Genomic DNA, 501 nt, shown 5'->3' on the forward strand with positions numbered 1-501 from the left:
TCTGACTACTACATTGCCGACTACGACAGCGTGATCATGAAACTCGCGCTGCGAGATAAAATGTTGTTCACCCCACACAACTTAGCCACCGACGGTGTGTTTGGCGAAATGAATGTCATTTTTTGTCGTAACGTATTGATTTATTTCAACAGAGAGCTGCAGAACCGCGTATTTAAACTTTTCTACGATAGCTTAGTACCGGGCGGTTTTCTCTGCCTCGGCTCAAAAGAATCGCTGCGTTTTTCTGATATCGCGGACAAGTTTGATTTGGTCTCAGAAAAAGAAAAGATTTATCGCAAGAAACGGATTAGGTGATACAGGAGTTTTCTTGGCCACACATACAGTGCGGTTGTTATTGGCTCATCCGCAGGCGGCCTTGCAGCCGTTGGAGCGCTATTACGTCAGTTGAAGGATTCATTTTGCTTGCCAATCTTACTGGTGCAGCACATTAGTCCCTCGCCAGAAAGTTACATGGCCACGCACTTTGACAGCAAAAGCCAT

General features: G+C 45.7%; 2 protein-coding genes. Both read left to right on the forward strand.

The genetic code is table 11. The annotated features are described in order from the left end of the window. A partial coding sequence (locus R7O13_RS31440) for a CheR family methyltransferase (RefSeq protein WP_318305809.1) occupies positions 1 to 315 on the forward strand: 315 nt, incomplete at its 5' end. A gap of 39 nt (positions 316 to 354) precedes the next feature. Then, positions 355 to 501: chemotaxis protein CheB (locus tag R7O13_RS31445; RefSeq protein ID WP_318305811.1), on the forward strand; the 147-nt coding region annotated here is incomplete at its 3' end.

Source organism: Vibrio sp. Y176 (assembly GCF_033438945.1).